General features: G+C 62.3%; 25 protein-coding genes. 12 read left to right on the top strand and 13 right to left on the bottom strand.

What is annotated here, in order from left to right; genetic code table 11:
* Nucleotide 1: 1 nt before the first annotated feature.
* Entirely contained in the window at nucleotides 2-1,129 is a 1,128-nt protein-coding gene (gene pdhA, locus QM609_RS00270) for a pyruvate dehydrogenase (acetyl-transferring) E1 component subunit alpha (RefSeq protein WP_003942481.1), read from the bottom strand.
* A gap of 154 nt (nucleotides 1,130-1,283) precedes the next feature.
* On the opposite strand from pdhA, the gene QM609_RS00265 reads away from it, so the two are divergent.
* Genes QM609_RS00265 through QM609_RS00255 form a run of 3 tightly spaced genes read left to right on the top strand, consistent with a single transcriptional unit; the run spans nucleotide 1,284 to nucleotide 2,948 of the window.
* Nucleotides 1,284-1,754 carry an Lrp/AsnC family transcriptional regulator gene (locus QM609_RS00265; RefSeq protein ID WP_020971454.1) on the top strand — a complete coding sequence of 157 codons (471 nt, stop codon included), beginning with the start codon at nucleotides 1,284-1,286 and terminating at the stop codon, nucleotides 1,752-1,754.
* A gap of 46 nt (nucleotides 1,755-1,800) precedes the next feature.
* Nucleotides 1,801-2,625: an MbnB/TglH/ChrH family RiPP precursor modification enzyme gene (locus tag QM609_RS00260; RefSeq protein WP_007729070.1), complete on the top strand. Its 825-nt coding sequence runs from the start codon at nucleotides 1,801-1,803 to the stop codon at nucleotides 2,623-2,625.
* Nucleotides 2,622-2,948 (top strand): SCO6045 C-terminal-like domain-containing protein, encoded by a 327-nt coding sequence (locus QM609_RS00255; protein ID WP_050655904.1) that lies wholly within the window; start codon nucleotides 2,622-2,624, stop codon nucleotides 2,946-2,948. Before QM609_RS00260 ends, QM609_RS00255 begins: the two co-directional genes overlap by 4 nt.
* Here the strand turns inward: QM609_RS00255 and QM609_RS00250 are convergent.
* The 8 genes from QM609_RS00250 to QM609_RS00215 form a co-directional block, all read right to left on the bottom strand.
* Complete coding sequence (locus QM609_RS00250; protein ID WP_003942478.1) at nucleotides 2,937-3,731, bottom strand: family 1 encapsulin nanocompartment shell protein; 795 nt, start codon at nucleotides 3,729-3,731, stop codon at nucleotides 2,937-2,939. The genes QM609_RS00255 and QM609_RS00250 overlap by 12 nt on opposite strands.
* A complete protein-coding gene (locus QM609_RS00245) occupies nucleotides 3,728-4,786 on the bottom strand; it encodes a Dyp-type peroxidase (RefSeq protein ID WP_042447536.1) in 1,059 nt (352 codons plus the stop codon). The genes QM609_RS00250 and QM609_RS00245 overlap by 4 nt, the downstream gene beginning before the upstream one ends.
* 68 nt (nucleotides 4,787-4,854) lie before the next feature.
* Complete coding sequence (locus QM609_RS00240; protein WP_007729077.1) at nucleotides 4,855-5,811, bottom strand: SMP-30/gluconolactonase/LRE family protein; 957 nt, start codon at nucleotides 5,809-5,811, stop codon at nucleotides 4,855-4,857.
* Between the two features lie 34 nt (nucleotides 5,812-5,845).
* Nucleotides 5,846-6,802 carry an alpha/beta fold hydrolase gene (locus QM609_RS00235; protein WP_076948822.1) on the bottom strand — a complete coding sequence of 319 codons (957 nt, stop codon included), beginning with the start codon at nucleotides 6,800-6,802 and terminating at the stop codon, nucleotides 5,846-5,848.
* A gap of 1 nt (nucleotide 6,803) precedes the next feature.
* Complete coding sequence (locus QM609_RS00230; protein ID WP_003942502.1) at nucleotides 6,804-7,178, bottom strand: nuclear transport factor 2 family protein; 375 nt, start codon at nucleotides 7,176-7,178, stop codon at nucleotides 6,804-6,806.
* 65 nt (nucleotides 7,179-7,243) lie between these two features.
* A complete protein-coding gene (locus tag QM609_RS00225) occupies nucleotides 7,244-7,924 on the bottom strand; it encodes a hypothetical protein (protein ID WP_007729081.1) in 681 nt (226 codons plus the stop codon).
* Nucleotides 7,925-7,978: 54 nt separating this feature from the next.
* The gene (locus tag QM609_RS00220) at nucleotides 7,979-9,409 is read right to left on the bottom strand and encodes an APC family permease (RefSeq protein ID WP_283336843.1); all 1,431 of its coding nucleotides are present in this window, start codon (nucleotides 9,407-9,409) and stop codon (nucleotides 7,979-7,981) included.
* A gap of 98 nt (nucleotides 9,410-9,507) precedes the next feature.
* Nucleotides 9,508-10,230 (bottom strand): FadR/GntR family transcriptional regulator, encoded by a 723-nt coding sequence (locus QM609_RS00215; protein ID WP_007729085.1) that lies wholly within the window; start codon nucleotides 10,228-10,230, stop codon nucleotides 9,508-9,510.
* Nucleotides 10,231-10,430: 200 nt separating this feature from the next.
* On the opposite strand from QM609_RS00215, the gene QM609_RS00210 reads away from it, so the two are divergent.
* The 5 genes from QM609_RS00210 to QM609_RS00190 are packed head-to-tail and all read left to right on the top strand — an operon-like array spanning nucleotide 10,431 to nucleotide 15,399.
* Nucleotides 10,431-11,237 carry a gamma-glutamyl-gamma-aminobutyrate hydrolase family protein gene (locus tag QM609_RS00210; protein ID WP_158656627.1) on the top strand — a complete coding sequence of 269 codons (807 nt, stop codon included), beginning with the start codon at nucleotides 10,431-10,433 and terminating at the stop codon, nucleotides 11,235-11,237.
* A complete protein-coding gene (locus QM609_RS00205; protein ID WP_007729089.1) occupies nucleotides 11,221-11,994 on the top strand; it encodes an SDR family NAD(P)-dependent oxidoreductase in 774 nt (257 codons plus the stop codon). Before QM609_RS00210 ends, QM609_RS00205 begins: the two co-directional genes overlap by 17 nt.
* Nucleotides 11,991-13,367 (top strand): glutamine synthetase family protein, encoded by a 1,377-nt coding sequence (locus QM609_RS00200; RefSeq protein WP_007729091.1) that lies wholly within the window; start codon nucleotides 11,991-11,993, stop codon nucleotides 13,365-13,367. Before QM609_RS00205 ends, QM609_RS00200 begins: the two co-directional genes overlap by 4 nt.
* A 31-nt stretch (nucleotides 13,368-13,398) precedes the next feature.
* A complete protein-coding gene (locus tag QM609_RS00195; RefSeq protein ID WP_076948824.1) occupies nucleotides 13,399-14,862 on the top strand; it encodes an aldehyde dehydrogenase family protein in 1,464 nt (487 codons plus the stop codon).
* A gap of 18 nt (nucleotides 14,863-14,880) precedes the next feature.
* Nucleotides 14,881-15,399: a hypothetical protein gene (locus tag QM609_RS00190; RefSeq protein ID WP_007729094.1), complete on the top strand. Its 519-nt coding sequence runs from the start codon at nucleotides 14,881-14,883 to the stop codon at nucleotides 15,397-15,399.
* A gap of 67 nt (nucleotides 15,400-15,466) precedes the next feature.
* Here the strand turns inward: QM609_RS00190 and QM609_RS00185 are convergent, their stop codons facing one another.
* Nucleotides 15,467-16,972, bottom strand: coding sequence for an MFS transporter (locus tag QM609_RS00185; protein WP_030537475.1), 1,506 nt, complete (start codon nucleotides 16,970-16,972; stop codon nucleotides 15,467-15,469).
* Nucleotides 16,973-17,396: 424 nt separating this feature from the next.
* Nucleotides 17,397-20,243 (bottom strand): leucine--tRNA ligase, encoded by a 2,847-nt coding sequence (gene leuS, locus QM609_RS00180; protein ID WP_007729098.1) that lies wholly within the window; start codon nucleotides 20,241-20,243, stop codon nucleotides 17,397-17,399.
* Between the two features lie 101 nt (nucleotides 20,244-20,344).
* Between leuS and QM609_RS00175 the strand changes: the two genes are divergently transcribed.
* The gene (locus tag QM609_RS00175; RefSeq protein ID WP_283336840.1) at nucleotides 20,345-20,839 is read left to right on the top strand and encodes an SdpI family protein; all 495 of its coding nucleotides are present in this window, start codon (nucleotides 20,345-20,347) and stop codon (nucleotides 20,837-20,839) included.
* Nucleotides 20,840-20,844: 5 nt separating this feature from the next.
* Nucleotides 20,845-21,804 carry a DUF1648 domain-containing protein gene (locus tag QM609_RS00170; RefSeq protein ID WP_230793344.1) on the top strand — a complete coding sequence of 320 codons (960 nt, stop codon included), beginning with the start codon at nucleotides 20,845-20,847 and terminating at the stop codon, nucleotides 21,802-21,804.
* Here the strand turns inward: QM609_RS00170 and QM609_RS00165 are convergent.
* Nucleotides 21,773-22,468 (bottom strand): FadR/GntR family transcriptional regulator, encoded by a 696-nt coding sequence (locus QM609_RS00165; protein WP_007729102.1) that lies wholly within the window; start codon nucleotides 22,466-22,468, stop codon nucleotides 21,773-21,775. The genes QM609_RS00170 and QM609_RS00165 overlap by 32 nt on opposite strands.
* Nucleotides 22,469-22,630: 162 nt before the next feature.
* On the opposite strand from QM609_RS00165, the gene QM609_RS00160 reads away from it, so the two are divergent.
* Nucleotides 22,631-23,800 (top strand): MFS transporter, encoded by a 1,170-nt coding sequence (locus tag QM609_RS00160; RefSeq protein ID WP_007729103.1) that lies wholly within the window; start codon nucleotides 22,631-22,633, stop codon nucleotides 23,798-23,800.
* 4 nt (nucleotides 23,801-23,804) lie between these two features.
* The gene (locus QM609_RS00155) at nucleotides 23,805-24,785 is read left to right on the top strand and encodes a bile acid:sodium symporter family protein (protein ID WP_003942582.1); all 981 of its coding nucleotides are present in this window, start codon (nucleotides 23,805-23,807) and stop codon (nucleotides 24,783-24,785) included.
* Between the two features lie 266 nt (nucleotides 24,786-25,051).
* On the opposite strand, the gene QM609_RS00150 is transcribed toward QM609_RS00155, so the two are convergent.
* Entirely contained in the window at nucleotides 25,052-25,657 is a 606-nt protein-coding gene (locus tag QM609_RS00150) for a YqgE/AlgH family protein (RefSeq protein WP_003942572.1), read from the bottom strand.
* Nucleotides 25,658-25,691: the final 34 nt, after the last annotated feature.

The following is a 25,691-nucleotide window of genomic DNA, read 5'->3' as shown; positions in this document are numbered from 1 at the left end:
GTCAGTGTCCCCCTGTGTCAGCGGCTTCGGCAGCAAGTTCGGTTTCGAGTTGGGCTTGTTGCTCACGCAATTGCGGTGTCTGCTCGGCGAAGACGTACCGGAACAGATCGAGCGGATCGTGCGGGCGGTCGACATTCATGCCGGCGCGCAGTGTGGCGGCCGCGGTTTCTGCCTCTGCAGTCAGCGATTCCACGAACGCGTCGTCGATCAGATCGTGTGCGCGCAGATACTTTTCGAGACGCGGCAACGGATCTCGCCCGAGCCAGGCTTCCACCTCGGCGCTGTCGCGGTAGCGGGTGGCGTCGTCGGCATTGGTGTGTGCGTCGATGCGATAAGTGTGTGCCTCGACGATCACCGGTCCGTTTCCGCTGCGGACGAAGCGTGCCGCCTCGTCCATGACGGCCAGCATCGCAACGGGATCGTTGCCGTCTACCTGCTCGCTGCCGATCCCGTAGCCGACGCCCTTGTGCGCCAACGTCGGTGCTGCGCTTTGGCGCGACAGTGGCACGCTGATCGCAAATCCGTTGTTCTGCACCAGAAAGATCACCGGCGCCTTGAAGACGGCGGCGAAGTTCAGCGCCTCGTGGAAATCGCCCTCACTGGTGGCGCCGTCACCACAGAGCGCCAAGGCGACGGTGTTCAAGCCCCGTCGAGACTCCCCGTAGGCCACCCCCGCTGCATGCAGCAATTGCGTTGCCAGCGGGGTGCACTGCGGCGCACTGCGCAGTGCGACCGGGTCGTATCCGCAGTGCCAGTCGCCGGCGAGCATGCTCAGAATCTGCACCGGATCGACACCCCTGGCGGCCAACGCCATCGAATCCCGGTAGGTGGGGAAGAGCCAGTCACTCGGCTCCAGACTCATCGCTGCCGCGATCTGACATGCCTCCTGCCCTCGCGAGGACGGATACACGGCCAGGCGCCCCTGTTTGGTCAGCGCCGTCGCCTGCTGGTCGAAACGCCTGCCCAGGAACATCTTTCGATACATCGCGATCAGGCGATCGTCGCTCGGTTTTGCGTACCGGGCCTCGCTGCGCGTCAGTTCTCCGGCAGGGTCGAGGTACTGCACCGCAGAATCGGCCGGCAGGAACTTCTGATACCGCAGTTCCCCCAAGGGCTCGACAAGTGTCACTTCTACCTCCAGAAGACGTTGTGTCCATCAGTATTCGCACTTCGGCGACGTAATGGCAGCAAGCGTCGAGGATTCAAGACAAACGGCCTATCATGAGGATTCGGGCAGCAATATGTCCATCAACCGACTCGACTACCGAACCAGGAATGGACAGATGGCCACCGAACCGCACGCTCTCGATGCGATCGACCGTCGCATCATCGCCGAACTGGTCGCAGACAGTCGCATCTCCATGCGTGCACTGGCCGAAAAGGCGCACATATCCCGCGCTCACGCCTACGTCCGCATCGAAAGGCTCGAGGACGCCGGAATCATCACCGGATTCACGACGCGGATCGCCCACGAGAAGGCCGGACTCGGCTCCTCGGCATACGTCGCACTCTCGATCAGGCAGCACTCGTGGCGAGGTCTGGCGGCGTCCTTGAAGGCCCTGCCGTTTGTCGAGCACTTCTCCCTCCTCGGCGGCGACTTCGACGTTCTGGTGCTGGTTCGAGCCCCGGACAACCAGGAACTACGCCACACCGTTCTCGAAGAACTCCAGGGACTCGACGGGGTTCTCTCGACCAAAACGTGGCTGATCTTCGAAGAAGGCAACGGTCCGGGACCCAACTGGTTGCCCGGCTGATCCGTCTATAGTCGCCGTTAGCAGTTGCACACGGGAGGTGACTCGAATGACCCTGCACGGCCTGGGAATCGGTTGGCGCCCCGAGGTCTCCGGAATCATCGCGCAACTCGACGGCCTGGCATTCTGCGAAGTCATTGCCGAATCCGTCGGAAACGAGATACCGCCGCACCTCGGCTCGCTGGGAGTTCCGGTGATCCCGCACGGAATCTCGCTCTCACTTGGCGGGGCCGAGGCGGTAGATCAGGCACGGATCGATCACCTTGCGCGTGCATCCCAGCTACTGGGCGCTCCCTTGGCGAGCGAGCACATCGCATTCGTGCGTGCAGGCGGCATCGAGGCCGGCCACCTGCTCCCACTTCCGCGCACCTACGAAGCCGTCGACGCCCTGGTACGCAACATCACCCGGACTCAGGACGGTCTACCGGTGCCGTTCGCCGTCGAAAACGTTGCCGCCCTGTTCGACTGGCCGGACGACGAGTTGACCGAAGGGGAGTTTCTCGCGGAGATCGTCGAGCGCACCGGAGCCCTGCTGGTTCTCGACATCGCGAACGTCTATGCCAATGCCCTCAACCGAGGGCGTGATCCCTGGGCCGAGCTGAGCCGGCTACCACTCGAGCGAATCGCATACTGCCACATCGCCGGTGGCAGCATCAGCGACGGCAAATACCACGACACGCACACCGATCCGGTACCCGAAGCCGTGCTGGAACTCCTTGCGCAGTTCACCGCCGCCGGTCACCATCCCGCCATCATGCTCGAGCGCGACGGAAACTATCCGCCGGCACTGGAATTGCTCGACGAGCTCGATGCCATCGCCGACGCAGCAGGGCTCGATCGCATCACCGCGGGCACCGATTGGTCACGCACATGAGCACGCTCGGTGAGCGTCAAGAGGCGCTGATTCGCGCACTGGTGGCGGGTGGCGAACTGCCCGAAGGCTTCGACAAAGACGAAGCCGCCGTTGTCTCGGCGGCGCTGCTCCGAAAGCGCGCAGGAGAAGTGGCGCACCACCTTCCGGTCGTGCGCCACACTCTCGGCGATCGTTATCTTCAGTTGTTCACAGCGTGGGCGGGCGGACGGCCGAAGTCGTCTTCGCATGCGGATGCCCAGGCCTTTGTCGCCCATCTCCAGGACATCGGCGAACTGCCTCGCCCACCCTGGTATCAGAGGTTTCGAAAGGTCTCACGCAAGTGAGACAACAGCTTCGCTGGTGTACATGAGGAACGTCATCGATTCCTGGAAGTACAGCTCGACGGAGTTCGCATCGTGCGAGAGATAGCCGATGGACAGGTCCTGGCCGAGGTGCAATTCGTAGTCACCGCCACGCGTCGACAGCAGGAAAGCGCCGTCGATGGCCGGGGCCCAGATGATCTCGCCGTCGAGGACGCGTCGCAGGTGCTCGCGGATGGGGTAGCCGTGATCGGAGGTCTCGTTGATCGCGGTGAACGCATCTGCATTCAGGAGCAGTGAGTACGGTCCGTTGACACCGGCCAAGCGCAGCGACGTGATCGCCTGGCTGATGGCTTCCGGGTAGTCCTTGGCGTCAATGGGTAGCTTCAGTTCCGGGTTGGAACCGCTGGCCCGCACGCCGGTGATGCTGGCTGCTGGGTATCCCTCGAAGATGGCGCGGTCCTCGGCGAACGCGATCTGCTTGGCCGCGTCCTTGACGGGCTGCCAGTCGGAGTCCTTGGCGCCGCGTTCGACGTCGTCGATGGCCTGACGGCTGACGGTGAAAGGGACCCGCAGTTCGATGATCGGCTGGGACTGACGAGCATGTGCGATGACGCCGTCGGCCAAGGGATTGATCGGCACCTGATGCCCGAGTGGGATGGCCGCGAGATCGTCACCCGACGGTCCCTCCACATCCACGACACGACGACCGGCGACGTGACGCTTGAAGGTACGGCTCGCCTCTTCTTCGATCTCGGCCCAGGCTGCTGCCGAAATGGGTGCTAGGTCGCGGTGCAGGTTTGTCATTGCTGGGCACTCCTTTTGAGGCTGCCGATTCCGAGAGAACCGTCAGAGATGGGCGCTGTGAACGTCGCTTCGGGAACGAGCCTGGTCGGCAAGTCCGGGGGATCGTCGAGAAAGTCCGCCGTCGGAACGAAGAAATTGATTCCGGTGACGGCGGTGGAGAAATCGAGAATGCGGTCGTAATTGCCGACGGGATTCCCGATGAACATGTTGGTGAGCATCTGCTCGGTGACCGTAGGCGACGCCGAGTAACCGATGAAATAGGTACCCATCTCAGCGGAGCCGACGTGGCCGAACGGCATGTTGTCCCGCAGAATCTGGATCTGCTCACCGGATTCGTCCTCGATGACGGTGAGTGCGGTGTGGGAGTTGGCCGGCTTGGTGTCGTCGTCCATCTCGAGATCTTCGAGCTTGGAGCGTCCGATGACGTTCTCCTGCTCCTCGACGGGCAGGGAGTTCCACTCCGACATGTCGTGGAGGTACTTCTGGACGATGACGTAACTGCTGCCTGCGAAATCCGGATCCTCGTCACCGACGGTGACCGCGACGTAAGCGGCCTGCCCGGACGGGTTCTCGGTACCGTCGACAAAACCCATGAGGTCGCGTTGCTCGAAATACTTGAACCCGTGGACCTCGTCGATCACCGACGCGGCCCCGGCCAACCTGTTGGTCACGACCGTGGCGAACTCGAAGCACAGGTCCATCTGACGGGCCCGGATGTGAAACAACAGATCGCCCGGCGTGCGCGGGGCGTGGTGTTTGTCACCGGTCAACTCGACGAACGGATGCAATTCCGCCGGCCGTGGACCGTCGAAAAGTCGATCCCACGCATCCGAACCGATGCCGACGACGGCAGCCAAGCCACCGGCGGGAACCCGGAATCCGATCGAGCGTTGCAGCCCGGAAATATCCGCCAGAACGTCGTGAACTGCCTGCTCACCACCCTCGTCGATGGTGAAAACCAGGAAGATCGCAGCTTCCGTGAGCGGGGTCAGCAACGGCTGCGGTATCGCGGGAAGGGCCACTTCGGCCTCGTCGATCTCACTCGTTTCCGCCATGCAGACCAGTATGGACGATTCCGGCAGTCCCGGCATCAGTAGTGGGTAAGTCGCGTCAGGGTGTCGCGTCAGGGTGTTGCGGCCTGGGCGCCCGCGTCGAAGCCGGCCGGAATCTCGAAGATCTTTCCGTCGAACCCGGCGCGGTAGAGATGCCCGGCCGCGAAACCGGAATTGCCACGCCCGTAGGTCAACACACTCGACGCTTGCAGTCCGCTGGTGAGCGAGCAGTACTGGCCGGGTCCGTCGATCCGCCACACCTCACCACTGATGTCCGTGGGAACAATTGCGCGATCTCGCGAGTCCAAGGTCAAACCATCTGGGGCAGAGAAGGTTTCGAAACCACCGAGATCGACCAACGACTCCGAATATCCCGGATTGTCCACGGAGATGCGGCTGACACCCGGGTTTGCGAACGTGCGCGAAACGTAGAGCCAGCGATTATCGGCGCTCAGGGCAGCGCCGTTTGCACTCGGGAAGGTTGCCCACGCCGGGTCGACGGAACCATTCGGGCTGACCTTTCCGATCAGCGAACCGAAATCGTTGGTGGCGTAGATCGTCCCGTCGTGCGCGACGGCAAGGCCGTTTGCAGCGCTCAGACCACCGGCTATCGGCGTCACGGCGCCCGAGTTCACGTCCACCCGCGCGACCGACGCAGCACGCGTCAGATCGCCGATCAGCACGCCGGCGTTTGCTCCGGTACCCACCAGCAGTGAACCGTCCGGGCTCCACGCGAGTGCGCCCGCACCGCCGGGAACCGTCGCGATCGGAACTGCGGCCTGACCAGGCCCGTCGACGCGGAAGATCCGCCCACTCACCAGGTCGGTCGTATACAGGCGCCCTTGCCCGTCCACCGTGACACCCTCGAGGGCCGCACCCGGAATCTGGGCGCTGAGTATGGCGGGTGACGATCCAGGGCAAGGCGGAGCGGCGGCGGCACCGGACACGCCCAGAGCCAGAAGCGAACCGGCAACAAGAGCACCGGTGATACCTACCCGAATACCGCGATCGAAGATCCTGGTGCGCATCTGCGCAACGCTAGACCTTCGGCCCGGTTTTCGCCTAGAGCGACCGAAGGAAAGAGATCAAAAGTTCATTGACCTCGGCAGCGTGTTCTTGTTGTACGAAGTGCCCCGCACCGCCGAGGAGATGTACACCCCGCAGGTCGGGGACGGTGTCCTTCATTCGGTCCAATGCCTTGGGACCGCTCATCGCGATGACCGGGTCTTCCGCGCCCGCAACGAAGAGCGTCGGGACCTCGATGTGCGCTCCGTCCAGATCCGCGCTGCGTTCCCAATTGGCGTCATACGCTCGGTACCAGTTCAAGCCACCGGTGAAACCTGTTGCAGTAAAGGCCTTTACATAGGCATCCAAATCATCCTCGGTGAACCACGACCACGGCAACGCCGGCGCCTCGGGAAGTACGTCGAGATAGCCGTTTCCTTCGGAGGGGTTCTTCCACACATCGAGGTACCGGTAAGCCCCGGACAAGGCGTGGAAGAGCCGCTGAAGGAATTCACGTGGACGGGCGTCGAGTTCGCGCTCCGCAACACCCGGTTCCTGAAAATAGTGAATGTGCAGAAAGTGCTTGCGCGCCAAGGCGGCGTAGATGGCCGAGGGCTTGGCCGGGAATCTGTCCGGCGCATAGGGAACCGCCAAGGAGACCAGTCCCGCAACGCGATCGGGGTGACGAAGCGCTGTCGTCCACGCAACCGGAGCGCCGAAATCGTGTCCGACGAACACCGCTTTGTCGATTCCGAGAGCGTCGAGTAGGTCGATCAGCCGGTTCGCGACGGCGTCGTTGGTGTAGTCCTCGATCGCGTCGGGGCGGGTAGTGCCGCCGTAACCGGGCATGTCGAGTGCAATCGACCGAAAACCCGCTTCCGCCAACGCTGCCGACTGATGGCGATAGCTGTATCCGAGGCCGGGAAAGCCGTGGCACATGACCACAGCTGTCCCGGAACCGGAATCATCGATCTGCCAACAGAATCCGTCGACGTCGATCGTCTTGACCGTCATGTCAGGCGGTGATCATGTCTTCCTGGTTCCAGAATGCACGCATCGACAGGATCTTTCCGTCGTCGTCGAAGGTCATGACGTCGATGGGTGCGATGGTCAGAGTCTGCTCGCCGAGCTTGGTGATCAGCGAGAAGTGGAATGCCGCTTCGTTTCCGGCGATGCGGAGGGTCTGAAGGTGAGCTTCCTGGTCGAAATTCTCGATCACGGAGTAGAACTCGAGAATGGACTCACGGGTGGTGCGCACGTCGGTACCAACCGGGTCTTCAACCGTTGCACCCTCTGCGTACAGGGCCACAACCTGGGCAGCAGTGCCCGTCGCAACGGTCTCGATGTAGGCGTCGACGGTCTTGCGGATTACCTCTGCGGACGGTGCCATGGTCTACCCCTCGTAGTTAGAACAGGTTCTAATTCTGAGGATAACCTACGACTCTGTTCCACGGGTCAGCTTTCGAGCACCTTGCGCAGGCGAGCCTTCTTCCGGTTCTCCCGCACGATCCAGACGACATCGGTGTCGTCCGACGCCCCCAGGGAGACGAATGCCGGCAGGGCATTCTCCGGATCCGCCGCAACCGCGACACTCCAGCAGTATCCAAGCGCCTGCCGGAGAGTCCGTGTGTCGGCCTCGCGACGAGAATCAGCTGGTTGCGAGACGATCCACTCGGTAGCGTCTCGGCACACCTGAACGGCCAGCGCAGCGTTGGTCTTGTCCTTCAGCAACCGTGGCTCGCAGATCCCCGCAGCCGCTGCGCGCAGCGTCAATGGATGGGCGGACCGTGACCACTGCTCGATGATCGCCCGCAATAATTGCGGATCCGTGTCACCTATCGCCTGAACGGCCATCGCGGCAGCTTCACGTGCGCGCCACGACGCACTGGTGGTCGCCTCCGTCAAGCTGCGGAGAACGGATCGCTCGTGCGAGCGAACGAAGATGAATCCGAGCCCGACGATCCCACAGCAGCGGATGTATTCGTCCTCGGACTCCGCTGCCAGCAGGATGTCGTCGTCATCGGCGCCGCGCGCGAACTCGAGCATGAGCCCAAGGTTCGCGCGCGGGCCGGGCAGTCCTGAACGCTCCGTCAGGTAACTCCACAGTTCATCGCCGTCCAGATCCGCGAACGTCATGGGAGTCCTGCTTTCTCGAGTGCGGGTGCACCCATCATTTCACCGAAAGCCCTCTCACGACGGGAGTTCGAAGCTCACTTGCTTCCGTCGTCGCGCATAGAGGAATCCACCGACAAACGCGAGCACCAGCACCCCGGTCATCACCACGGCCAGAATGTTGCCGCCCAGTAGGAGCGGAAGGTTTCCGGCAATGGCGATCGCGAAGCCGATCAGCCCGACAAGGCCCAAGCTCGGGGCAAGTTTGGTGTGCCAGAATCGCTGATCGACCTTCGTACGATGAAAGAAGACGAGCACCGCAAGGCACGTGAGCAACATGAGAGCCACGATCCCCACCGTTGCAACGCCGGCGAACCACGCGAAGATCTGTGTCACCGGATCCAGACCGATGACGATGCAAGCTCCGAGAAGTACCAAAGCACAGCAGGATTGCACCACTGACGCGATGTGCGGCGAACCATGCACGCGGTGCGTCCGCCCACCTGCGCCCGGCAGAACGCCGGTGTTCGACAGAACGAAGATGTATCTGGCCAAGACATTGTGGAGAGACAGAACTGCGGCAAAGAGACTGGACACCAACAGAATTTGAATCAGGTGGGCTGTCACCGTTCCGGCAAAGTCGGTGGCAGTGGTGATCAGCATGCCGTCGGGGTCAGTACCCGCAATGTCCACTGCACCCTTGTCGCCCCAGGCTGTCACAACCGCCCAACTGGAGAGAGCGTAGAAGCCGCCGATGAGGATCAAGGCGGCGTATGTCGCTCGCGGGACAGTCCGCGCGGGATCCTTCGCTTCGTCACGGAAGATCGCCGTCGACTCGAACCCGATGTAACCGGCAAGCGCGAATACCAATGCGACGCCGGGGGATCCGGAGAATATTTCCGACGGAGAGAACATTGCTGTCGACGGGCCTTCCGGACCACCGTCGGCGATGATGAAAGCGTCGAGTACGACTACGATCCCGACCTCTGCGATCAACAGGATGCCGAGCACCTTGCCCGACAATTCGATATGACGAAATCCGAGGACGGCTACCAGAGCCAACGAGGCGAGCGAGAAGATCCACCACGGCACCTCCGGACCACCGTGGGAGGTGATCAACGAACTCATTGCCGGGCCGAGGTAGCCGTATACGGCCAATTGCACTGTGCTGTAACTGACGAGGGCCAACATCGCACTGCCGACGCCGGCACCACGGCCGAGACCATGTCCGATGTAGAGATAGAACGCTCCGGTTCCCGGGATGTAACGCGACATCGCGGTGAACCCGACGGCGAAGAGCAGAAGTACACCGGTTGTCACGGCGAAGGTCATGGGGAAGCCCGCACCGTTGCCACCGGAAATACCCAGCGGCACAAGACCACTGATCACAGTCAGGGGAGCAGCTGCGGCAACGACCATGAGGACTATCGAGCCGGTACCCAGCGAGCCTCGAAGAGTTCGGTCATCGCCGGATGCATCACGTGAAGCATTGACGGAAGTATGGGTCATACGGGCGATGTTAGAACCATTGAAGTCGATTCGGGACCCAATTCACAAAACTTTTACTTGCGAAAAACGGGACGAACCGTCCGTTCGTCGCGCTCCCGTCAGCCTTCTTCCTGCAGCGCCAAGCGTTTGAGCTCGTCTTTTGCGTGCAGAATGTGACGTTCCATTGCCTCCGCCGCGCGAGCGCTGTCGCCCCGCTTGATCGCCTCGAAGATTTCCTTGTGCTCCACCCTCGAAGCCTCGACCTGGTCTTCGAACACGAGATGATCGACGGGGACGAACATTTCGCCGCGAGCCTCGACCACAGCGGCCTCCAACCTGCTGTTTCCCGCCGCTCTGGCGATACCGCCGTGGAACCTGGCGTCACAAGCCCGGAACGATCCCCGACTTCCGGAAACCCCCAATTGCTCAATGGATTCGAGCAACTCGAGAAGATGACGATCGGTTCGCCGGACCGCCGCGAGGCTTGCCGTGCGCATTTCCAACCCGATACGGAGGTCGACGATCTCGTCGATGTCTGCTTCTCGCGCTTTCAACTGCCCAACCCAGTCTTCATAAGGCCTGGTCAACTCCGAAACGAACGATCCACCCGTTGCACCGCGTCGCACCTCGATGTATCCCATTGCCTGAAGGATTCGGATAGCTTCTCGCACACTGACTCGACCGACTTCGAGTTGCTGAGACAGTTCACGCTCGGACGGCAGGCGATCACCGGGGCTGAGCGCGCCGCTGTGAATGAGCAGTCGCAAGCGTCGAGCGATATCCTCCCCCAACGTCGGTGCACTGACCATGAATTCGATGGCCGGCAGCTTGTCGATCTGCACGTCTCGTACCCCCTACTCGGTGCCTGGACCGACTCTTCAGCTTCGTCCTCGTACGCTTCGTCACGGGCTGCAAAATCGAACGCGCCATTCGCAACTGTCCTTGAATAGATACAGCAGCGCGCGGCACTTCGAACCCGTTACTCCAACTTTACAAGCCAAACCCTAGCGAAAAGCCATTCAATGGTTCTATGCTCGCTCCTATGACCCAATTCACGATGACGGCGGAGGCACTCCCCGCCATGCCCCTGATCGGAGTCACCGGCCGCGTCGACCGAGGCGGGCCGTCACTACCGAACGTCGTCGGCGACGCATTGATGGAAATGTTCTTCACCGATTTTCCGTCGAAGATCCGCGCCGCCGGTGGTCAACCGATCCTGCTGAGCATCCACAGTGATCCGCGCCGAATCGTCGAGCATCTCGACGCCCTCGTCCTCAGCGGTGGTTCCGACGTGGACCCCAGGCGATACGGCCGCACCCCCGGACCAAACTCCTCGATGATCGACCCCGCTCGGGACGAATTCGAGTTCGCCCTGGTCGATGCAGCCTGGGAAATCGGACTGCCGATCCTGGGTGTATGTCGAGGACACCAGGTCGTCAACGTCGCCCGCGGGGGCACTCTGATTGCCGACCTTCCGACCGACGCCGGTGAGGCGCACAGCTTCTTCGGCTATCCGCGTTCCTACCGACCACAACAGGTCGCCCTTGAATCCGGCTCCATCCCATATAGTCTGTACGGCAACAGCATTCACGTGAACAGCCTTCACCACCAAGCAGTGGATGCCCCGGGGAACGGACTCCGGATCGTCGGACGCGCGCTCGACGGCGTCGCCGAAGCCATCCAGGCCGACGATCGCCCCGTGGTGGGCGTGCAGTGGCACCCCGAATTCTTCGTCGAAATCGACCCGCTCTTCTCGTGGCTCGTCGACGCTGCAACCTCCCGTCGGACCAATTCTTCTCACCAGATCGATCATCACAGAATGGAAGACAACAATGTCACGTACGCATGAGAACAAGGTTGCCCTGATCACCGGTGCAGGCTCCGGAATCGGCCGCGGCATCGCGCTGCGCCTCGCCTCCGACGGTGCCCGCGTCGCGGTCGTGGACCTTCACATCGAAAGTGCAAAGGAGACCGTCGCACTTATCGAATCGCAGTACGGCACAGCCGCGCTCGCCCTTGAGGCCGATGTGCGCGACCGCGCCGCCGTGAGCGCCGCTTTCGAAGCCACCGTCGCCGAATGGGGACGCTTCGACTACCTCGTCAACAACGCCGGCCTGATCACGATGAGTTCTCTCGAGAACCTCACCGACGAAGAGTGGGACCTCGTCCTCGACGTCAATCTCAAGGGCATGTTCATCGTCACGCAGATCGCCACCCCATACTTCCGCGACGGCAACAGCGGCGCTGTGGTGAACTTGTCGACGGTGGAAGCGGACGTGGTCGTGTCCTCCCAGGGCTTCGCACAGGTCCACTACAACGCGTCGAAGGGTGGAGTGAAGATGCTGACGAAGGCTCTGGCCGTCGAACTCTCGCGGTACAACGTACGAGTCAACGCGATCGCCCCCGGGCCGGTCCCCACCGCCTTCCTGCCTGGCATCGACGTCTCCTCCGGCGAAGTTCTCGACTTCATGAAGTCCAGGCTCCTGGTGCCGCGCGTCGGCCGCCCCGAGGACATGGGTGGTGCAGTCTCCTTCCTGCTCTCCGACGACGCCTCCTACATCAGTGGAGTCCAGCTGCCCGTCGACGGCGGATGGCTTGCCCGATGAAAGGCCGGCTCACCACGGCCGAGCTCGCCGAGTCCGACATCGACACCGTCCTCATCGCCGGTATCGACCTCTACGGACGGTTGATCGGCAAACGAGTCCCGACGCGAATTTTCCTCGCGAACATCGACGAGGGTCTGCATGTGTGCACCTGTGTGTATGCCTGGGATGCCAGCCAACGCATGGACAAACTCGTTGTCGACTACGCCGGCGGACACACCGGCTGGCATGACTTCCGTCTGCGACCCGATCTGGGGACACTTCGACGTGCGTCGTGGCTCGAGTCCACTGCCATCGTCATCGCAGACTCGGTCGACGAACATACCGGCGAGCTCGTCCCGATCGCACCGCGCACGATCCTGCGCAAGCAGATCGACAAGCTCGAAGCTGACGGCCACACCGTCTACGCGGCAACGGAACTCGAGTTCCACCTCTACCGAGGTGCCCCCGACGCATTGCGGCGCAGCGGCTATCGGGATCTCGAACCCACCACCCTGGTGCCCTCGGATTACACCATCACCGCCGGCAACGCGATGGAACCTTTCTTCCGCAAGGTACGAACCGCGTTGGAGGAGAGCGCGATTCCCGTGGAGGTCTCTCAGGTCGAATACGGCCTGGGCCAGTGGGAGATCAACCTCGAATACGGAACCGCGCTCGAGATGGCCGACCGCCATGTGCTATTCAAGCAGGTCGTCCACGACGTCGCTGCGGCAGAAGGGCTCACTGCTACCTTCATGGCACGTCCGAGCACCGACGGCATGGGCTCGTCGTGTCATATTCACGCGTCCATGCGGAGCGACGACACCTTCCCGTTCCACGACGAAAGCGCAGAAAACACCGCGAGCGCCGAGCTGCTGCACGCCGTCGGCGGAGTTCTCGAGCACTGCCCGGAACTCATGCTGTTCTACACGCCGACCATCAACTCGATGCGCCGCACCAGAGCCAGCCACGATTTCTCGGGGAACGGCTTGACCTGGGGTTTCGACAACAGGACTACCACCTGCCGACTCATCACCGGTGCACCGTCCGCCAACCGTCTCGAAATGAGACTGCCAGGGGCGGACGCAAATCCGTATCTCGCACTCGCCGCCGTTCTGGCGTCGATGAACGACGGTCTGACACGAAAGCTCGATCCCGGCGCACCGGTACGACGCGACGGGTACAGCGACACAGACACACTCGAGAAGGTGAAGCAACAACCGCTGCCCGGCACACTGGACGAAGCGGCGCGTGCGCTCGAGGCCAGTGAGTTCGCACTCGCGGCGTTCGGCGCCGAGGTCGTATCGCACTATGCGGCGGTCGCCAAGGACGAATGGGATTCCTTCATGTCCGCGGTCACCGACTGGGAACGCGAACGCTACCTCGACAACATCTGACCTACAAACGATTTCGCCACGAAGGACAGTCATGACCACTTCATGCTCACTCGTGCCCCAGAACAACACGATCGACGGAAACGTCGAAACACCGGCTATCGACCTCGGCGAATTTCTCACCGATCCCGACACCGGAGAGAAACTGCAAGCCCAACTCGCGTCCTCCACCGAACAGGTGGAGAGGGCGATCACCGCCGCGACAGAACTTCACCGATCGGGTGTCTGGACCCGTCGATCGGTCGCCGACCGGGTGCGCCTACTCGAGAGAACGGCTGAACTTGTCGAAGAACGGACTGCGGCGATCGCTCGTGAGGACTCCAAGAACAACGGCCTTCCGCTTTCGATCAGCACACTTTTCGCCGGCGGACTTCCCGATCTGTTCCGCAGTGCTGCAACGCATCTGAAGAACTCCTCCGGGTTCGAGCAGCTGGCGTCAGGTGCACAATTACATCGGCTGGCGTGGGGCCCGACCGCTGTGATCGCACCGTGGAACGCACCGAGCTTCATCACCGCCAAGAAGACCGCATTCGCTTTGGCCGCAGGTGCTCCGGTCATCGCCAAGCCCTCCAACTGGGCTCCGTCGGGTCCCAACGTGCTTGCCGAGGCGATCTCACGTGCCATCGCCGAAGTCGACGCGCCGAAAGCTCTGTTTCAACTCGTTCACGGAGGCGGGGACGTCGGGCATCTACTGGCCTCCGATCGACGAATCCGAGCACTGGCGTTCACCGGCGGCCGAGCAGCCGGTAGTTCCATCGCCGCTGCAGCTTCTACCGATTTCAAGGCTCTTCAACTCGAGCTCGGCAGCAACAACCCCGTGATCATCCGCGCCGACGCCGACATCGATCTGACTGCCACCGCACTCGTCGACGGGTTCACCAAACTCAACGGGCAATGGTGTGAGAGTCCGGGAAGCGTCTTCGTGCCGCCGCACCTTCACGACCGGCTTGTCGACGCAATACTCGACCGCACGGCCGAAATCGCACTCGGCCGAACCGATGACGCCAACACCACGATGGGTCCGCAGGCGAACGAGCCTCAACTCCAACGGATGCGGGATACCGTCGAATTCCTCCGTGGCGTGGGCGGCACGGCCGTCTCGAGCACCCCCGTGCCTGACGATTCCGGATGGTTCTTCCCACCGACAGTGGTGCACGGAATCTCGTCGGAGCAGACCAAATCGGAGACCTTCGGGCCGATCCTGACGATGCACCGAGCATCAACCGACGAGGAAGCTCTGCTCGAGGCCAACGCTCTCGATACCGGCCTGGCCGGATACGTGTTCGGCGCCGACGTCGACGCCGCTCGTGAACTTGCGACCCGAATCGATTGCGGTGAGAACAAGATCAACAGCACCAGCCTCCTGGACCTAGACGACCACTCGACCCAGAGTTTCTGGGGCGGAAGCGGTATCGGCGCACACGGCGACGCAGAGCTTCTCGACTTCTTCCGGGGATCGAGAATCATCGGGGTCGATGCGCCCGGACTTCCTCTCTAGGCGGAGGAGGTCGAGGAAATGGGTGAAGCGGCTCGGGTGGGCACCGATACGAGTCGGGTGGGCACCATGGTGGTCGAATGCCACGATACCGCGGCGGTTCTCGCACGTATTTCGTCGCTGGGGTGGAAGCTCGGCGTCGAGGTCGTCAGCCTGTCTACATGGGTATCCGTGACATCGCCGGGAGTCACCGGAATGTCGATCGCATACCGTTGCCCGGCAACGATCTCCGACGCCATGTTGATCAAGCGTCTCAACAAGATCATCGGGATAGTTCGCATCAAGACGGACCACGGCCCGTTCGTTCCGGTGACACCACAGGTCGGCCTACACGTCACCGCGACTTTCCAACGCGTCGATCCAGTGGCGCTGGTGGCGTACCGGCACGGCGCAACTGTGTGCAGTCAAGCGAACAATGTTCTGTCGGTACAACTCACCACCACCCGATCGATCGCGGACACATTCGTATCTGATCTGGCACAGGTCGCAGAGCGTCCGCTGCGGGGTGAGATCTCGCTGCAGGAGATTCATCTTGCATGACGCCGAAGTGCCACCACGGCGATGTGCGGCCACGGACGTTGGCCAGTAGCCGCACATCATCGTGTGATCAGTGAGCAGGGAGGAGGGACGTCTCCTGCTGCACACCGTCTTCTGCGCCGATCTGGACGATGTTTCGCGGCAGGAACACGGCTGCGATCGCGCCGAGAACTGCTGCAGCAGCACCGATCAGGAACGCGATACGCATGCCCTCGTCGGTGTAGAAGACAGCGCCCTCCATCGCCATCGCGATGTGCGAGTTCAAGACCGTGAAGGCGATGACGGGAAGCACTGCGGGGAAGATGCTCTGGAAGACCGCAACCATGCTCGCCGTGGTTGCCTGCAACTGCGGCGGCACTGCCTCGATGAGCAGGTTCGGGATGGAGGCGTAGCCCATACCCATACCGACACCGAAGATTCCGGCAAAGATGATGAGCAGAGGCTTGTTGTCGTGAATGGTTGCCGTCAACGTGAATCCGACTGCCATGAGGATCATTCCGATGATCATCAGCAGACGGGGCCGGATGTTGCGCCCCACGAGGAAGCCCACGATCAAACCACCGACCACCACCATGCCGCCAAGGGGCGCCTGGAAGATCGCGAATCCCTCTGCCGTCACGCCGAATCCGTATCCCAGGCCGAGAACTGCGGGGGTCATCACCATCATCGGCAGCAAAATCGTGAAGACTCCCGATGCGCCGTAGCAGAAACCGGCACCGACGGCGGTGAGCATCACCGAACGCTTGCCGAAGTAGCGCAGGTCGATCAAGGGCTCGCGGATGGCTCGGGCAGAGGCAACCCAAGCCACCAACAGTGCGACGCCGCCGATCAGGTAGGCCAGTGTCGAACCGTTCTTCCAGCCCCAGGTCGGGCCGAAGCTGACGCCGATCAGAATTCCGGCGATGCCCGATCCGAGCAGTACCGCGCCGATCAGGTCCAGCGAAGAGCGAAGTCGGACAGTCGATTCCGCCGTCGAAGCGAAGATCATGCCGCCGAGGAGAACCAGCCCGACGACAAAGAACCAGAAGATGCTCCGGAACCCGTGGTTGTCGATCAACCAACCGGAGACGAACGGCGCCGGAATCGCGATCAGACCCATACCGGAAGTCGCGATACTGACTGCCAGCGCAACAGTTTTCGGCGGGAAGACATCTCGAATGAGGGAGTAGCTCAGGAAGAGGCAGGGAACGAGAAGACCCGTCAATGACCGGCCCAGAATCAGGACGGCATAGCTCGGCGCAACCGCCGAAATGAAGGATCCGACCGCTGCGCCGGCGACCGCCAAGAGCAGGACTTTTCGCTTGCCGTACATGTCGGCGAGCTTTCCGAGCAGAGGAGACGCGACCGCCCCCAGCAGCAAGAACGACGTGAGCAGCCAAGCTCCCTGCGTCGTTTGATAATGCGCCGAGATGGCCGGCAGCGCAGTGGAAATCATCATGTAGCTCACCGCGAGCATCTCGAGAAGTAGAACGATCGACGCCAGAGAGAACACCAGTCGCGGAGTCCAACGCTCCGGTATCGATGTCGGTTCGGGCGCACTAGGAGACGAACCGGAGCTGTGGACGTGAGACGCCATGGCTGGAAGATCCTTTCGGGACACCTACAAATTCGATTGACCCCCTGTCGAATACCGCCGACGGGGGCCTTGCGGGGAAGTGCAGTGGAACGACAGCTACCGCTCTCGGCAACGTGTTACGTGCATCACAGCCCTCACATCGAACACGCGCTACCAAATGTTCCGTGGAGCGGGACATTCAGGACAACGACTGATTGGCGTCACAAACTCGAACCTGGCTTTGGATTATGAGCAACGGCAACGATTTTCGGTTCGAACTTGAACGTGGAGCCATTCCCATCTTCGAAATACCGACCACCCCGTACTTGACGATCCCGCCTTTGAGGTTCCCCCTCGGTGTCAACGTCGGGAATCATCCCCAGAAACGACTGTGCGCCGTTTCGGTAGCGGTAACTACCAAAACGGCGCACAGGGGCCGAAGGCCCTACAGAACTATGTTCACCATCTTGCCCGGCACAACGATCACCTTGCGGGGTGCGTTGCCCTCGAGCAGAGCGACGATCTTCTCATCGGCCAGCGCGATCTCTTCGACAGCCTTGCGATCGGCATCCGCCGGGACGCTGATGCGGCTACGAACCTTGCCGTTGACCTGGATCGGGTACTCGACGGTATCCTCGACGAGCCACTTCTCCTCGACTGCCGGGAAGGGTCCGTGCGCAAGGGATTCCGTGTGACCCAGACGCGACCACAGCTCTTCCGCGAGGTGCGGCGCCAGCGGAGCGAGCATCAGCACCAGCGGCTCGACAGCAGCACGCGGCGCACCGCCCGGGAACGCCTTGGTGAGGTGGTTGTTGTACTCGATCAGCTTCGCGGCGGCCGTGTTGTCGCGCAGCGCCGTGTAATCCTCGATGACACCGGAAATCGCCTTGTTGAGCGCACGCAGCGTCTCTTCACCAGGAGCTTCGTCGGTGACACGGGGCTTGCCGGTCTCCTCGTCGATGACGACGCGCCACACTCGCTGCAGGAATCGCGCAGCACCGACGACGTCCTTGGTTGCCCACGGACGCGAGGTGTCCAGCGGACCCATCGACATCTCGTACACACGCAGAGTGTCTGCACCGAACTCGGCGCAGATCTCGTCCGGCGCAACGGCATTCTTCAGGCTCTTGCCCATCTTGCCGTACTCGCGGTTGACCTCGGCGCCCTCGAAGAAGAACTTGCCGTCACGCTCGACGACCTCTTCTGCCGGCACGTAGACGCCGCGGGCATCGGTGTACGCGAATGCCTGGATGTAGCCCTGGTTGTAGAGGCGACGGTACGGCTCGCTCGAGGACACGTAGCCCAGGTCGAACAGAACCTTGTGCCAGAAGCGCGAGTACAGCAGGTGCAGCACTGCGTGCTCGACGCCGCCGACGTACAGGTCGACTCCACCGGGATCGTTGGGGCCGTGCAGTTCCGGACGCGGGCCCGTCCAGTACGCCTCGTTCTGCGGGTCGCAGAAGGCGTCCTGGTTGGTGGGGTCGATGTAGCGCAGCTGGTACCACGAGCTACCTGCCCACTGCGGCATGACGTTGGTGTCGCGGTGGTAGGTCTGCAGACCGTCACCGAGATCGAGCTCGACGTTGACCCAGTCGGTCGCCTTGTTCAGCGGGGGAGAGGGCTCGGAGTTGGCGTCGTCCGGATCGAAGGACACGGGTGCGTAGTCCTCGACCTCCGGAAGCACCACGGGCAGAGCCGAATCCGGCAGAGCGTGTGCGTTGCCGTCCGCGTCGTAGACGATCGGGAAAGGCTCGCCCCAGTAACGCTGACGCGCGAAAAGCCAGTCGCGCAGCTTGTACTGGATGGTGCCCTTGCCCTGGCCGCTCTCCTCGAGGCGACTGATGACGGTCGCCTTGGCCTCGGCAACGTCCAGCCCGTCGAGGTAGTCGGAGTTCACCAGCGGGCCGTCACCGGAGTACGCAGCCTCCGAAACATTGCCACCGGCAATAACTTCGAGAATATCCAGACCGAACGCGTTCGCGAACTCCCAGTCACGGTGATCGTGTCCCGGAACTGCCATGATCGCACCGGTGCCGTAACCCGTCAGAACGTAGTCGGCGATGAAGATCGGAACCTTGTGTCCGTTGACCGGATTGACGGCGTAGGAACCGAGGAAGACGCCCGTCTTCTCCTTGTTTTCCTGGCGCTCCAGGTCGGTCTTGGCGGCAATCGACTTACGGTATGCAGCAACAGCTTCCGCCGGAGTCGTGGCACCGCCAGTCCAGCGCGCGTCGACACCTTCGGGCCACTCGTCCGCGACGAGCTTGTCCACCAAGTCGTGCTCAGGAGCCAGCGTCACGTAGGTGGCGCCGAACAGCGTGTCCGGACGGGTAGTGAACACATCGACGCCGTACTCGCCTGCAGCAAAGGTAACTTCGGCACCGTACGAGCGTCCGATCCAGTTGCGCTGCATGGCCTTGACCTTGTCCGGCCAATCCAGGTACTCGAGGTCGTCGACCAGGCGATCGGAGTACGCGGTGATGCGCATCATCCACTGCTGGAGATGCTTACGGAAGACTGGGAAGTTTCCGCGGTCACTACGACCGTCGGCGGTGACTTCCTCGTTGGCCAGGACGGTACCCAAACCGGGGCACCAGTTGACCATCGAATCCGACTGGTAGACAAGGCGGTACGAGTCCAGAACCTTGGCCTTCGCGGCCACGTCCAACGAAGCCCACTCGCGTCCGTCTTCCAGAGCGCGCTCACCGGAATCGAACTCGGCTTCCAACTCGGAGATACGACGCGCCTTGCCGGCTTCCTTGTCGTACCAGGCGCCATGGATCTGCAGGAAGATCCACTGCGTCCAGTGGTAGAAGTCGACATCCGTCGTCGCGAGACTACGACGCTCGTCGTGGCCCAGACCCAGGCGTCGCAGCTGGCGCTTCATGTTGGCGATGTTGGACTCGGTGGTGGTCCGTGGGTGGGTACCCGTCTGCACGGCGTACTGCTCGGCCGGGAGACCGAAGGCGTCGTAACCGAGGGTGTGCAGGACATTGCGGCCCTGCATGCGATGGAAGCGCGCGAAGACGTCCGTAGCGATGTATCCGAGCGGGTGACCGACATGCAGGCCCGAACCCGAGGGGTACGGGAACATGTCCTGCACGAAGAGCTTGTCGGCGGGAACACCGTCGGGCGAGGAGAGCGGACCGACCGGATTGGGCGCGTTGAACGTGCCTTCCTCACTCCAGCGGTCCTGCCAGTGCTGCTCGATCTGGCCGGCGAGCTCCGCGGTGTAGCGGTGCTGCGGAGTTGCGTCGGCTGGTGAATCGGGGGACTGCGGAGACTCGGTCACTGTGGTCGCTATCTACTTGGCTGACGGAAATACCGATAACCAGGGTAGAGCCTGCACGACCCGGGCATACCATCAACTCCACTCGCGCCTATCCTGTATGGGTGATCGTTGTCGCTGTGGTGCTATTCGTGCTCGCTGTCGCCGTCGGTGGAGTTGCTGTCGCCGGACTGATCGGCAAACTCCCGCGCAACCGCTGGGCCGGTGTCCGCACCGAGGATTCCCTGCGGAGCGAGGAGTCGTTCGCCCTCGCCAACAAGGTGGCCGGTCCGACCATGCTCGCGGCCGCTGGAATGTTGGTCATCGGCGGAGTCGCAGCACTGACCATCGGCGGAGTCTTCGGCATTGCCGTCGCGATCATCGCCGTCGTCGTCGCCGTCCTCACTGCCGGTTTCGGTGGAGGCATCGGCACCCGCGCAGCCGCCGCGCTCCCGCAGCAGAGCGGATGCGGTAACGACTGCAACTGCGGCGGACACTCCGAGCCTGCCGCCGACGAGCCGGTGGCGGAGACCCCCGAGGCCAAGGCGAACGCTGCCGCTTGCGGCACCGCTTCCTGCGGTGCCTGCGCGCTCAAGGATGCTTGCCAGCCGGATCATTGATTCACGTGAAACATCGCGTGGTCGACCCGGCCGGGGTCGTATTCGGGCTAGTCGTTCCGCTGTTGTGTGCGGTCTTCGGCTTCGTCCTGACAAAAATTTGGGAGCCCCGCCTCCCGGAACAGATCGCGACTCACTGGACCACCACCTCGCCGGACGGATTCTCCACCCCGTCGGCCAACGCCTGGACCATTGCACTTCTGACGCTGCTCTTCGGTGGCGGCCTGAGTGCGATTGCTGCTCTTGCTCCCGCGATGCTGATGATGCGCCGATTCATGTTAGTTGTCGGGCTGAGCGTGGTCGGGCTCATCACGACAGTGAACTTCGCTTTGCTCTACACCCAACTCGATGTCACCGATCCATCCACGACGTCACTCCCGCTGTGGTCTATCGGTGTCGGCTTTGTCATCGGCGGGGTGCTGGGGTGGATCGGCGCCTCGTTCCTGCGTGACTACCGCGTCCGCACTCTTGCCACGATCGAACCCTCGGCCGGGTTGCCGCGAAGCCGCTGCGCTCTCCCCATCTCCGACGACGTCGGATTCAGCACCAAGGGGTCGGTGATCCTCGCTGCGATCACTCTGTCGCCCGGAGTCATCATGGCGTTGGCGACGCGGTCACTCTGGCCGCTGTTCATCTTCGGGGCACTCGGCCTGCTTGTCGTCAGCTTGGTTCGCTTCCGGGTGATCGTCGACGAACGGGAGATCCGGGTGATCAACATGGGGATGGCTGCGATGACCTACGACATAGACGAAGTTGTCGGAGCTGACATCGCGGAGATCAAACCGTTCGCGGACTTCGGCGGCTGGGGACTCAAGACCAAGGGTCGTCGCAACTACGGCGTCGTCACCCGCACCGGACCAGCGGTGGTCATCACGTTCGCTTGTGGCGACCGACTCACGATCACGACACCCGAAGCCGAAGACATCGCCGGGTCACTCAATCGATTGGCCGACGCCCGGACTCGCTAACCGCCGAGCCTGAACCGATCGCTTCCTGAGTCTTCTCGAGATACCCACACGCCGCAGCCCTGGCTTTGGTGACATCGCGTTCGGCGATGGCTTCGGCAACTCCCTGATGATGCGAAGACGTCAGCGACGGCGGATGCACCCCTTCGGTCACCTCGTAGGTGGCTCGAACTGTTTCGAGGATTCCGGCAAACAGATCTTTCAGCACGGGATTGTGGGCGGCATCGACAACGGCAATGTGAAACGCGAGATCGACGTCGACGAAGTTCTCCGCTGGGACATCACGCTTGGCGGCCAGTTCACGAAGTATCCGAACGTCGTCGTCGCTGCGACGCTCACACGCCAACCGGACCGCTTCCATCTCGAGCGCACGACGCACTTCGAAGACGTATTTCATCTCGTCGACGGACGCGTGTTTGCCGAGCAGTCCGCCGATGTCGGTCCGAGCGCGCACGAAGGTCCCTGATCCGCGACGGATCTCGAGAACTCCCGTCGAGGTCAATGTCTTGATCGCTTCGCGCACGGTGTTCCGGCCGACGCCGAGAACACTCATCAGCTCCGGCTCGGTCGGAACACGATTGCCCACTGTCCAGACGCCGTCGGAGATCTGCGTGCGCATCCAGTCGAGGGATTGCTCGTACGCGGACTCTTTGCGAACAACGGTCATCAGCTCATCCTCACAGCATTAGCGGCGATCATTCCACTCACCTACGATACGTAGGACGACCCATGTATTTTCGCACTCTGTCTTCAGGAGGGGCTTCCCACGTCCGCCACAGCTGTCGCCACCGAAGAACGCACACGCCGCACCAATCGACACTTCTACGGCGTGGGCTACGTCCTCACCGTGATCCTCTTGGGCGCGAACATGCCCACCTCCGTCTACGGGCTGTACCGGACCGAGTTCGGATTCACGCCCACCATCCAGACGCTGATCTACGGCGTCTACGTCGCCGGCCTCGTTCCGGCATTGCTGTTCTTCGGACCGCTGTCCGACGCCCTCGGCCGACGCACCGTGCTCCTTACTGCACTCGCTCTGAGCGTCGTCGGCACGCTCGTTCTGGCATTTGCCGACGCGACGGTGTGGTTGTTCGTCGGCCGGATTGCCCAGGGAATCGCGGTGGGCGCGGCCAGTGCGGCGGGTAGCGCCGCATTGGTGGAGCAGGAACCGAAGTTCGATCACCGACGAGCAGCGCTCGTATCGACGGTGACGGGCGCGTTGGGCGGTGCGCTCGGACCACTCGTGTCCGGTGCAATCGCCCAGTACCTTCCACAACCGCTGCGGTTGCCGTATCTGATCTTCCTCGTCGCGTTCATCCCGGCACTGATCGTGTTGCTGCTACTTCCGCGGATCGGGGACGTCACACGCCCGAAGCGGTTCTTCCAGATGCCACATGTTCCCGCCACTGTTCGCGAGACTTTCTGGCTCAGCTCGCTCGCCGTCGCGCTGTCGTGGGGCGCGGTCGGGCTCTTCCAGTCGGTGGTCCCGTCGTGGATGACCAGCCTGCTGAACATTGACAACCTTCTGCTCGGCGGCGGGGCGGCCGCACTGGTGATGATCTGCTCGGTGGTCGCGCAACTCGGCGGAAGCCGCATGGACCCGCGCACGTCCGTCACCGTCGGTCTGGGAATCCTCGCTCTGGGAATGATCGGCCTCCTCGTGGTCGACCTCGTCCCGAGCCTGGCACTGCTTGGCGTCATCACCGTCGTGGTCGGCGCCGGGCACGGTCTGGCGTTTGCCGGCGGCATGAAGCGCGTCAACGCCGCCGCCCGGACCCACGCCCGCGAGAGCCACGGCGGAGTTCTGGCCGCGTTCTTCACCGTCAGCTACGCGGGACTGGCGATCCCGTCGATCACCGCGGGTATCGCCATCACCCTCCAGGGAATGCAGACGGCCATCATCGAGCTGTCGATCATCGGGACGCTGCTGTGCCTGGCGGTGATGGGCTTCAACCTTCGTGGGGCTCGAGAGCCCGCTGAAGCTCGCCGTTATCCTTAGCCAGGTGAAGTTTCTCAGTAGGTTCTACATCGACGGGTTCATCCTCGGCATCATCATCGCCGGCGTGCTCGGAAGTGTGTTCCCGGTATCGGGTACCGCGGAGAGCATTCTGAACTGGGCCACCAAGATCGCCATCGGCTTCTTGTTCCTGCTCTACGGCGCACGGCTCTCGCCGCAGGAAGCCTGGAAGGGCGTCAAGCACTGGCGACTGCACACCGTCGTCCTCGCCGCGACGTTCGTGCTGTTCCCACTGATCGGCCTAGCACTGCGATTCCTGTCACCGACGCTGATCAGCGACGAGCTCTACACCGGCATCCTCTACATGTGCCTGGTTCCGTCGACGGTTCAGTCTTCGATCGCGTTCACGTCGATCGCCAAGGGGAACGTCGCGGGCGCGATCGTCAGTGCGTCGTTCTCCAACCTGATCGGCGTCTTCGTCACACCGCTGCTGGTGGTTCTGCTGATGAACACCACCGGCCAGGCGACGGTCGACTTCTCGTCGATCCTCGACATCGTCGTGCAGTTGCTGATCCCGTTCATCGTCGGTCAGCTGATCCGCCCGCTGGTGATCGGATGGCTGCAGAAGTACGCCGAACCCACCAAGTACGTCGATCGCGGATCGATCCTCCTCGTTGTCTTCGCCGCCTTCAGCGAAAGCATGAAAGAGGGGATCTGGAGCACCATCACGATCTGGCAGATCGTGATCCTCACAATCGTGTGCTGCCTGATTCTCGCGCTGGTTCTCGGCGTGACCACTCTCGCGGGGCGCAAGCTCGGGTTCGATCTTCCCGATCAGATCGTCATCATCTTCTGCGGGTCGAAGAAGTCCTTGGCAACGGGCCTACCGATGGCGGCTGTACTGTTCGCGGGCCAGCCCGTCGGCCTGATCGTGTTGCCGCTGATGATCTTCCATCAGATCCAACTGATCGTCTGTGCTGCGATGGCGCAACGCTTCGCGAATCGGGATCCGGTCAGCGTCAGCTAGCGAGCAACTCGCCTCGGGTCGCGTCGACGCAGCCGCAACCGCCCTGCAGTTCAGCACAATCGATGGACAGCGCATGGCGGACCGATGCCAGGTCGAGGCAGTTCGCGCCGGTGCATTCGAGTGACCCGTCGGCATGCCGTAGCAAAGAATCGTGGCAGTGATCGACATCCGAAACACAATCCGCGCACTGGATCTGACGCTCAGCGAGCATTACTGCCACCTCTCTCGAAAACGATGACACAGGAATATCATCGACCTCCGACAAGTCAGTTTCGTTCCACCTCGATGGGGTGGCTGGCCAGCATCGCCACGGGTAGCGGCTGGCGTCGTAGCACCCGTGCCCAGACATCGACTCGGGGCGGCGTCAGCACATCCGACGGCAGCGAGCTGATCACCATCCAGTCTTCACGCTCGAGCTCCGAATCCAGCTGGCCCAGAGTCCAACCCGAGTACCCGGCAAAAATGCGGATCCCTTCGACCAGAGGAGCAATGACCTCCGGGTCCGAGTCCAGATCCACCATGACTACCTTGCCGTCCACCCGCCGCAGGCCGGCGACGCCGTCGATCCGCGCACCGTTGCGAGCGATGCCCAGGCAAAGCGCCGAGTCACGCTTGACTGGTCCACCGATGTACAGGGCCGAAGGATGCGCGGTCAGCGGTGACCACTGCGGCAACACGTTCTGCACGGCCGTCTCACTCGGCCGATTGACGACGACGCCCAGGCTCCCGGCGTCGTTGTGCTCGATCATGTAGATGACGGTGCGGCGAAATGCGGGTTCCGTGAGATCGGTCGACGACACCAACAAACTGCCCGGACGAACCTCCGGTTCTATCCAGGCCATTCGATCCTCGGGTTCTTCTGCGTGCGCCACAAGGACATCATCTCACCGACAACTGCGCGCGGAG

It is taken from the genome of Rhodococcus sp. IEGM 1302 (assembly GCF_030056935.1).
GTDB classification, from domain to species: domain Bacteria; phylum Actinomycetota; class Actinomycetes; order Mycobacteriales; family Mycobacteriaceae; genus Rhodococcus_F; species Rhodococcus_F qingshengii.
Note: the sequence above shows the minus strand (reverse complement) of the source record. Positions and strands in the feature narration are given on the sequence as shown.

Bases quoted from the DNA above. Each gene is read 5' to 3' on its own strand.
- QM609_RS00265 (WP_020971454.1), top strand. From the start codon at position 1,284: ATGGCCACCGAACCGCACGCTCTCGATGCGATCGACCGTCGCATCATC.
- QM609_RS00260 (WP_007729070.1), top strand. From the start codon at position 1,801: ATGACCCTGCACGGCCTGGGAATCGGTTGGCGCCCCGAGGTCTCCGGA.
- QM609_RS00255 (WP_050655904.1), top strand. From the start codon at position 2,622: ATGAGCACGCTCGGTGAGCGTCAAGAGGCGCTGATTCGCGCACTGGTG.
- QM609_RS00250 (WP_003942478.1), bottom strand. From the start codon at position 3,731: ATGACAAACCTGCACCGCGACCTAGCACCCATTTCGGCAGCAGCCTGG.
- QM609_RS00245 (WP_042447536.1), bottom strand. From the start codon at position 4,786: ATGGCGGAAACGAGTGAGATCGACGAGGCCGAAGTGGCCCTTCCCGCG.
- QM609_RS00240 (WP_007729077.1), bottom strand. From the start codon at position 5,811: ATGCGCACCAGGATCTTCGATCGCGGTATTCGGGTAGGTATCACCGGT.
- QM609_RS00235 (WP_076948822.1), bottom strand. From the start codon at position 6,802: ATGACGGTCAAGACGATCGACGTCGACGGATTCTGTTGGCAGATCGAT.
- QM609_RS00230 (WP_003942502.1), bottom strand. From the start codon at position 7,178: ATGGCACCGTCCGCAGAGGTAATCCGCAAGACCGTCGACGCCTACATC.
- QM609_RS00225 (WP_007729081.1), bottom strand. From the start codon at position 7,924: ATGACGTTCGCGGATCTGGACGGCGATGAACTGTGGAGTTACCTGACG.
- QM609_RS00220 (WP_283336843.1), bottom strand. From the start codon at position 9,409: ATGACCCATACTTCCGTCAATGCTTCACGTGATGCATCCGGCGATGAC.
- QM609_RS00210 (WP_158656627.1), top strand. From the start codon at position 10,431: ATGACCCAATTCACGATGACGGCGGAGGCACTCCCCGCCATGCCCCTG.
- QM609_RS00205 (WP_007729089.1), top strand. From the start codon at position 11,221: ATGTCACGTACGCATGAGAACAAGGTTGCCCTGATCACCGGTGCAGGC.
- QM609_RS00200 (WP_007729091.1), top strand. From the start codon at position 11,991: ATGAAAGGCCGGCTCACCACGGCCGAGCTCGCCGAGTCCGACATCGAC.
- QM609_RS00195 (WP_076948824.1), top strand. From the start codon at position 13,399: ATGACCACTTCATGCTCACTCGTGCCCCAGAACAACACGATCGACGGA.
- QM609_RS00190 (WP_007729094.1), top strand. From the start codon at position 14,881: ATGGGTGAAGCGGCTCGGGTGGGCACCGATACGAGTCGGGTGGGCACC.
- QM609_RS00185 (WP_030537475.1), bottom strand. From the start codon at position 16,972: ATGGCGTCTCACGTCCACAGCTCCGGTTCGTCTCCTAGTGCGCCCGAA.
- QM609_RS00165 (WP_007729102.1), bottom strand. From the start codon at position 22,468: ATGACCGTTGTTCGCAAAGAGTCCGCGTACGAGCAATCCCTCGACTGG.